The sequence below is a fragment of the Amycolatopsis anabasis genome (assembly GCF_009765355.1).
Lineage (GTDB): Bacteria > Actinomycetota > Actinomycetes > Mycobacteriales > Pseudonocardiaceae > Amycolatopsis > Amycolatopsis anabasis.
Map to the genome: position 1 here is coordinate 1 of NZ_VTHK01000121.1, position 7,744 is coordinate 7,744.

Below are 7,744 nucleotides of genomic sequence, written 5' to 3' on the forward strand. Positions count from 1 at the left end.
CCAACTGCACCTGTTCGACCCCGCGACCGGGACCGCGGAGGATCTCGGACCCGTGGAGGCCGAAGCGCGCTCTTTGGCCTGGTGGCCGGGCGAGGACGGTTGGCACCTCGGTTACATCGCCCTCACCCCACCGGTTCTGCATGCCGGCACCGCCGTGTTCGACCTGGCCGTGGGCAGCCGCGTCCGGCGCAACCGCACTGCCGACCTTCCGATGTCCGGCCTGGAGGTGGTTCGGGTCCGCTGGCCTTCCACATCGCGGCGTCGTCCGGCCACACGCACCACGAGGCGGCATACGGGTCCTGCTCGAAGCAGGCCTGGCAGGTGTACTCGGTCAGACCGCCGTGGTCGGGATTCCAGCTCTCCCGGAGCCTGCCCGGCGGCGGCGTGCCCGGCACCCACCGGGCTACGCCGATGACCGGCACCTCCCGGCGGTCCCGGCTCCCGCTGTCCGGCCCCTGGATCACGACGACGGCGAGCTCGCCCCAGCCGCCGAGGGCGGGCCGGTCTCCGCGCTGTCGTCCCAGAAGGCGGGCCTGGTGTTCGCGATCAGCCCCAGGCACTGCGGGCAGATGTGCCGACAGACGATGGATGGCACCTACCGAAGATAGTTGGCACCGACGCCGCGCTTGGACCTACCGCTGCTCGTCAGCGGCCTGATGCGGTGCGGTGGTTGCTCATTTTGCGCAAACTGCGATCTGTGTTTGGTGCCAACCATGGTCTGTCGTCGCAGGCAAATAGCCCGTTCGCAGGCCGGTCTGGTGCCAACTAACGCCTGTAGGCACAGGAGAGCACCCCACCATCACCGGCAGCCCGCTTGTCGTACTTCGAACAAAGTTTCGATTCCTGCTCCGCAACGTGGCAGCGTAGATCACGGGCACGACGTTGTGAGTGACAGCGGTATCCCTTACCTGTCATCGCTTTCTGTCACCAAGATCCGGTGCGGAATCGTGGACGCTGGTTGAGCTGGTGACAACAAGGCTGGCATCCACGTTTGGTGACAAGTACAGCTGGCCGTTGGTGACAACCAGCGGTGGTCACTGGGCCTGAAAGCCCAGGTCGACCGGGGAGTGCGGTGACAGATGTCGCTGGCGGTCACATTAAGGTCGCTGTACGCGGGGGTGATGCTGTGCAGCGAGTGCGGCGTCGAGGGAATCGAACAGGTGCAGGTGGCCGGATAGGCCGGTGAGTTCGATCGGGCGAAGCACTGCTCGGTGGCTGCCGACGACTCGGAAGTCGGTACCGGTCTCTTCGGCTTTCTCCTGGACGCGTACCAGCGAGTTCAGCCCGTGGCTGCCGAGGAAGGACACCTTGGTCAGGTCCGCGACGAGGACCGCAGGTGGCGGCGGGTCGAGCGCGCCGGACAGGCGCTCTTGCCACTCGAGGTTCGTTGCGAGGTCGATCTCTCCCAGCGCCGCCACCAGCACCCGGCCGGGCTCCAGGGCGGCGACTTTCACCGTGAGGGTATCCGGCGGCATGGCTTGGTTGCTGTTCTCCATCAAGCGCCTCCCTCACTGTTCGGCGCTACGCATCCCGCGCAACGCCTAGTCAGGACCGCCCGACCAAGTTACGGCGATTCAACAACCACGACAAGTAGAGCCGAAAGCCTCTATCGGATGACGCTGCGACTACCTCCGGAGGTACACGGTCACGCCGCACCGTCGGTGCCCGCTGGTACGGTCGCCCGCGCCCCGGCGCCCATCCAGTTCCACACCGCACCGGTGCCGGGGCACCTTGTCGTCCGCGACGTTGCGTGACCAGCATCCAACCCGTCTGGCCAGCGGGTTCACTCCGTTGCTGCTTTGCCCACCACCGCACCGGTCATAGCGTCCCCGACATGGGGAGACACGATAAGGAGCCCTCGGGGGACGGACAACGCGACTACGATCACTCCAAAACGAAGGACGTGAACGAAGCCAGCAGCGGCCGACACGGCACCGACGACAAATCGGAATCGGGCGACGACAATTGACCGCACGACCGCTAGCGGAGTCGGCCCGGCTAGCCGCTGCGATGGGTACGAATGTGCCCGAGCCGTGGCGTGCCGCGGTCGACGCAACCCCCCGCGAGCTATTCATCCCCGACCGAGCCCTGTGGCTGCGCAGCGACCACACCACGGTTCCGATCGACCGCAGCACAGATCCGGACACGTGGCTGCGGGCGGTCTATTCCAACGACGCGGTCATCACCCAACTCGACGACGGCGCCGCTGCCGGGGACGGGGATTTCACCTCATCGTGCTCGATGCCGTCCCTGGTACTCACGATGCTCGACGAACTCGACGTCAAGCCGGGCATGACCGCGCTGGAGATCGGTACCGGTACCGGCTACAGCGGCGCTCTGCTGGGGCACCGCATCGGCCCGCAGAACGTGATCACGATTGAGGTCGACCCGCAGATCGCCGACAGCGCCAGAGTGAACCTCGCGAAGGTCGACAGCCCGATCACGGTGATCACCGGAGACGGAGCGGCGGGGTACCCACCAGGCAGCCCGTTCGACCGGGTCATCGCCACTGCATCGGTGGAAACGGTGCCGTACAGCTGGGTCGAGCAGACCCGCCCCGGTGGTCTGATGATCGTGCCCTGGGGGCCGCCTATGGCGAACCACCACCTGATGCGCTTTGTGGTCGGTGACGACAGCGCGGTCGGCACGATCATCGAATCGGCCAACTTCATGCGCCTGCGATCCCAGCGGTGGGAACCGCCGGACGAGCCCGACGACTTCGACGAGATCGCCGACACCTCTACCACCGACCTCGACCCGCGCGTGGTGCTGGGCAATCACGCCCGGCTCGCCGTCGCGCTGCACCTGGGCGAATGCCGTGCCGTGTTCGAGACCGACGCTTCCGGGGAAACTCTGTGGCTGCTGGCCGCGGACTCCTGGGCGTCGGTATCCGGCGGCGCTGTTCGCCAGGCCGGGGCGCGGCGGCTGTGGGATGAAGCCGAAGCCGCCTATTCCTGGTGGCTGGAGCAGGGCAGCCCAGTCCGGCCACGGTTCCACATCACCGTCACCGCGGAACGTCAATGGGTATGGCTGGACTCGCCAGAGAACGAGGTAGCCATCAACCGCAGCCAGAACAGCTGAACACGACAACAAGGCCCCCGTGCTCAACCGCCGGAAGCGCGGGGACCGGTGCAGTCACCTCACTTTCAAACAGGTCTACTAACGCATGCGCTGGACGATGCCGTATCTTGCTTCGCCACAGCTGCCGCGCGTAGTTTATTCCGAATAATTGTTACGTGAAGTGACATGCGCCAAGTCGATGAGATCCGTTCGCATGTCGATAGACAAAGAACCGATCAGAGTGGCCGGTGCCATGCCCATAAGCCCATTGATAGTTGATCACTTGCTCAACTCGAATGTAACCGCCAGCTTGGACCACGTAGCTATTCGCTCCGTTTACTGCGGTGTAGAATTGAATGTTCTCCAGAGCGGTGCATAGCTGTAGCGGGCTTCGTCGACGGTGCCGAGGTGCAGCCGCCAGTTCGCATGATCGGTGAGCTGCCCGTCGGCGTCCATGTTGATCGTGAGGTTGTCCTTTTCGTACCGGCCGACACCGTCCGGCGGCGGCTGGACGGACAGCGCGCCGGTTTCCTCGACCGCCCGATAGGAGGATCCGCCTTCCCGGGTTACGTGCACGTCGTTGGCGGTGAGCTGGTCGTCGTCCTCAGGTTCGAATGGCTCGGAGATGTGACCGGCCGCGTAGTCGAGGGCGGTCGGAGCCTGGTTGTACAGGCTCGCGCGGGTGCGGTAGCGCAGGGCGACGAAGTCCCGTTGCTCGGACCGCCCCGCCACGCAGCCAGCATGGCGCACACCTCAAGATCCGCGAGGAAGCCGTGGTGCGCGCCCCGGAGCCGGATCTGGTCGTCGCTGCCGGGGGTGTTGGGGTTATCGCAGGGTTGTTTCGGAAGGTGGCGAATCGGGCGGGTGGTGGTGCTTGCGTGGGGTCTGGGTGGGCCATCCGGCGGCGAGGACGTAGAGGGGGTGTGGCCGATGTTGTCCACGTCGGGCTTGGCGGATGTGCTGTGGACCGACGCCGAGGGCCAGTTCGGCGTCGGCTCTGCATCACCGCGGTGAGCATCGGCCTTGCCGGCTGGCACTCGGCGCGGGCAGCGGTGAGTATCTGGCTTCGGAGATGGGCTGCCTGTTTATTGGGTGCGTTTGCGGCAGGCTTGCAGTGCCCACTGCTGCTTGCCGTAGTTGTCGCGGAAGATGCGGTAGCAGTTGGTGAGGGTGTCCTCGTGGCAGGCGTAGGTCGCGAGGTGTTCGTTGGCGCCGGCGTCGACGGCGTGGTCGACACAGTCGTCGACGGTGGCCGACGCGGGGGGTGCGGCGGCGCACGTGCCTGCCAGCACGGCGGCCGCTATCAGGCCCCTTGCCACGTGTTTGATCACGGCATTGTCCTTTCCGGTCGCTGGGCGCGGTGCTCGTTCCGGACTGCAATCGAATCGGAGCAGCATCCCGGTTGGCCAGGCCTCACGGTGGATGTTCGCTCGCTCGTGCGCACCTCTCACCCAGCCGGGATCGCTGGTTGGGCAGCGGGCAACGCAGTGCGGGTTTCAGTCCGGCGGGTACTGGAGTCCGAACTTGAGCGTTCTGGCCGGTCACGGTGCCCGCTCGTGATCTCTCGGTTCAGTTCGCCTCGCAGGCGCCGACGCCGGTGTCGTCCAGGCCGGGGAGGGGCTCGGGGTCCCAGGCCCGGACCAGGCTCTGCACGGTGGGCATGAGGCGGGCCAGCGCGTCATCGCGCTCGTCGAGCTTCTTCCGGATCTTCTGCACCGCGCCGTGGGTGAGGCCGACCGCGGCGCCGAGGGAGCGGTCGGTGTCGGCCGGGTCCTGCCAGGCGGCGATGCGGCCAGTTCAATTCCTTGGTGTGCAACGGTTTGTGCGGCTTCGTGGTGTGGTCGGTGCGGTTCTCGCGTGGGTGAGGGGTGTGCTGGTGCCCTGCGGGGTGGGGGTGCTCGTTGGGGTGAGGGTGTTGTGCGGTGGGGGTTTCTGGGCAGCACAGTGGATTGCGCACGGAATTCGCGATCACCCGGATTGCGAACGTGACTGGAATGAGAGGAGTTCATGATGCGCGAGGAGCAGACCGCGGTGGAGCTGTACGAGCCGCCGGCATTGGTGGAGTTGGGCCAGTTCAGCGACGACACCCTCGGAGGCGTCCCTGGTCTCCGCTACGACTGGCCGTACCCGCGGTACGACTGGTAATTCGGCGATGCCGTAGTTGACGGCCGGACGTGAAGAGGTGGATCGCTGGTGTTGACGCAGGGTTGGCTGGTGCTGCCGGATGTTGCGCGTGCCCGGTCGTGGGTTTCGGCGGTGGCGGCGGTGGTAGCGGCGCCCGAGGTGGTCCCGTACGCGTCGGGCCGTCCGTGGCTGGTGGGCCGCTGGGCTCCTGGCGAGTTGACGGTGGCCCGCGCCGGTTCGGTGCGGGTGGCGGTGATCGGGCACTGTCCGGTGACCGCCACCCGGCTGACCGAGCTGATCACCAGAGTGCGTCGGGTGGACGATCTGGACACCCTGGCCCGGGACCTGCCCGGTTGTGCGCATTTGGTGGCCGAGGTGGAGGGGGTGCTGCGGGTCCAGGGCAGCGGCCCAGCGGGGTTGCGGCGGGTGGTGCACACCCGCGTCGGTGACACGGTCGTGGCCAGTGATCGCGCGGATGTGCTGGCCGCGGTGACCGGCGCCGCACTCGACGAGCGGGTGCTGGCGGCACGGGTGGTGTGCGGCGCGCTGGTGCCGCCACCGTTGAACGATCTTCCCCTCTGGCGCGGGGTGCACGCGGTGGCGCCGGATCACTATCTGCGCATCGACCACCACACCGGCACGGGCATGGTGGTGCGGTGGTGGCGGCCACCGGCCCCGGAACGCTCTCTGGCCGAAGGGGCCGGCGCGGTACGGGAGGCGCTGCGGACCGCCGTCGCCGCCCGAGTGCCCAGCGCGCAAGGCGTGAGTGCCGATCTGTCCGGGGGGATGGACTCGACCTCACTGTGCTTCCTGACCGCCGACACCGCGCCGGGGGCTTTGCGTGGCACGTTCCGCTGGGCCGAGACCGATGCCAGCAACGACGACGGCGTGTTCGCCGCCCGCGCTGCCACGGATTTACCGTCCGGTATCGAGCATCTGGTGCTGCCCGCGGGCGGGCCGCCGTGGGACTTTGACAACCCCGGGGATCTGGCCGACACCGAAGCGCCCTACCCGTGTGCCCGCACCCTGGCCCGTTTCCGCCACTGCACCCGCGTGCTGGCCGGCTGGGGTGCCCGGGTGCATCTGGCCGGGCAAGGCGGCGACGAGCTGTTCGACGAGGTCCCCCGCTATCTGCACGACCTGCTCCGCCGCCGCCCCTGGACCGCGTTCCAGCACATCCGCGGCTACCAAGCGCTCGGGCGCTGGCCCCTGGCCGCGGTCGTGGCCGCCTTGCGCGACCCCCAGGACCTGTCTGGGTGGTGGCGGGAGCAGGCCGCCCAGCTCACCGGCCCGCCACCGGCCCGCTATGCCCCCGACTTGGGGTGGGGACACCCGCTGCGCGCCCACCCCTGGGCCACCCCTGCCGCGCTGGACGCCACCCAAGACCTCCTGCGCGGCCTGGCCGAGCAGGTCAGCCCGCTCGCACCCGAGCGGGGCCAGCACGCCACCCTCGCAGTCCTGTGCTCTGCAGGTTCGGGCTACCGCCAACTGCTGCGGCTGTTCACCACCGGCGGACTCCGGCTGGAACTGCCCTTCCTGGACACCGGTGTGATCGACGCGGCGCTCGCCGTGCGTGCGCACGAACGCCGCACCCCCTGGCGCTACAAACCCCTGCTGACCGAAGCGATGCGCGGCATCGTGCCCGAGTCGATCGCGGGCCGGGCCTCCAAAGGCGACTTCAGCGAGGACGCCCACCTCGGCCTCCAACGGAACCTGCCCCAGATCCTGGACCTGTTCGCCGACTCCGCCCTCGCCGCCCACGGGCTCATCAACCCCGACACCCTCCGTTCCCGGCTGCTGGCGCCACAAATCGACAACCGGATCACCATCGCCCTGGAACACCTCCTCGGCGCCGAAACCTGGCTCCGCGCCACCCACACACCACCAGCAACGGTGCCGACACCACGGTCCGCGCACGTCGAGAAGGGAAGCGCCGATGAGCCCGCACCTGCGCCCTGACATCGCCACCACCCACACCGAACACGGCACCGTCCTGCTCGACGGGCGCACCGGCCGCTACTACCAGCTCAACCCCACCGGCACCCGCATCCTGCACGCCCTCGAATCCGGCCACACCCCCGCCCAGATCGCCACCCAGCTCGCCGACCTGCACCACCTCGACCCCGACCGCGCCCGGCGTGACGTCGACGCGATCACCACCCGACTCCACACCGCCAACCTCCTGGAGGACCCGTGAGCGGCCCCGTCGCCCTCGAAACCCGCACCCCGCTCCCCCCGCACCGGCGGATGCCAGCCCTGCTCGCGGTCGCCGCCGCCCGCGCACTCGCCCGCCTCACCCCCGCCCGGCTGCGCACCGTCCTCGAACTCGTGCGCCGCGGCGCCCACCCCGCCACCCACCAACAAGCCCAAACCGCACGAGACGCCGTCGTGTCCGTCAGCCTCCGCTGCGCCGGACAACACTGCCTGCAACGATCCCTCGCCGCCGCCCTCCACTGCCGCCTCCACGGCACCTGGCCCACCTGGTGCACCGGCGTCCGCACCCACCCCTTCACCGCCCACGCCTGGATCCAAACCGACGACCAACCCATCGGCGAACCCT

General features: G+C 68.3%; 10 protein-coding genes. 5 read left to right on the plus strand and 5 right to left on the minus strand.

Annotation, left to right across the window (positions count from 1 at the left end; all coding sequences use genetic code 11):
* Positions 1-460 precede the first annotated feature (460 nt).
* Both FXO23_RS52465 and FXO23_RS49945 read right to left on the minus strand, forming a co-directional pair.
* Entirely contained in the window at positions 461-595 is a 135-nt protein-coding gene (locus FXO23_RS52465) for a hypothetical protein (RefSeq protein WP_281356765.1), read from the minus strand.
* 502 nt (positions 596-1,097) lie between these two features.
* The gene (locus FXO23_RS49945) at positions 1,098-1,496 is read right to left on the minus strand and encodes an STAS domain-containing protein (RefSeq protein ID WP_158896165.1); all 399 of its coding nucleotides are present in this window, start codon (positions 1,494-1,496) and stop codon (positions 1,098-1,100) included.
* A gap of 526 nt (positions 1,497-2,022) precedes the next feature.
* Between FXO23_RS49945 and FXO23_RS49950 the strand changes: the two genes are divergently transcribed.
* Positions 2,023-3,081, plus strand: coding sequence for a methyltransferase domain-containing protein (locus FXO23_RS49950; RefSeq protein ID WP_158896167.1), 1,059 nt, complete (start codon positions 2,023-2,025; stop codon positions 3,079-3,081).
* Positions 3,082-3,396: 315 nt separating this feature from the next.
* Here the strand turns inward: FXO23_RS49950 and FXO23_RS49955 are convergent, their stop codons facing one another.
* The 3 genes from FXO23_RS49955 to FXO23_RS49965 all read right to left on the minus strand — a co-directional run bounded on the left by FXO23_RS49955 (position 3,397) and on the right by FXO23_RS49965 (position 4,776).
* On the minus strand, positions 3,397-3,792 hold the full coding sequence (locus FXO23_RS49955) for a hypothetical protein (RefSeq protein ID WP_158896169.1): 396 nt from the start codon (positions 3,790-3,792) through the stop codon (positions 3,397-3,399).
* 353 nt (positions 3,793-4,145) lie between these two features.
* Positions 4,146-4,391, minus strand: a complete 246-nt coding sequence (locus FXO23_RS49960; protein WP_158896171.1) for a hypothetical protein — start codon at positions 4,389-4,391, stop codon at positions 4,146-4,148.
* Between the two features lie 238 nt (positions 4,392-4,629).
* Positions 4,630-4,776: a hypothetical protein gene (locus FXO23_RS49965; RefSeq protein WP_158896173.1), complete on the minus strand. Its 147-nt coding sequence runs from the start codon at positions 4,774-4,776 to the stop codon at positions 4,630-4,632.
* 291 nt (positions 4,777-5,067) lie between these two features.
* Between FXO23_RS49965 and FXO23_RS49970 the strand changes: the two genes are divergently transcribed.
* The 4 genes from FXO23_RS49970 to FXO23_RS49985 form a co-directional block, all read left to right on the plus strand.
* A complete protein-coding gene (locus FXO23_RS49970) occupies positions 5,068-5,205 on the plus strand; it encodes a lasso RiPP family leader peptide-containing protein (protein ID WP_246258633.1) in 138 nt (45 codons plus the stop codon).
* 48 nt (positions 5,206-5,253) lie between these two features.
* Positions 5,254-7,143: an asparagine synthase-related protein gene (locus FXO23_RS49975; protein ID WP_158896177.1), complete on the plus strand. Its 1,890-nt coding sequence runs from the start codon at positions 5,254-5,256 to the stop codon at positions 7,141-7,143.
* Positions 7,121-7,381 carry a lasso peptide biosynthesis PqqD family chaperone gene (locus FXO23_RS49980; RefSeq protein WP_158896179.1) on the plus strand — a complete coding sequence of 87 codons (261 nt, stop codon included), beginning with the start codon at positions 7,121-7,123 and terminating at the stop codon, positions 7,379-7,381. Before FXO23_RS49975 ends, FXO23_RS49980 begins: the two co-directional genes overlap by 23 nt.
* Positions 7,378-7,744: lasso peptide biosynthesis B2 protein (locus FXO23_RS49985; RefSeq protein ID WP_158896181.1), on the plus strand; the 367-nt coding region annotated here is incomplete at its 3' end. The genes FXO23_RS49980 and FXO23_RS49985, both read left to right, overlap by 4 nt.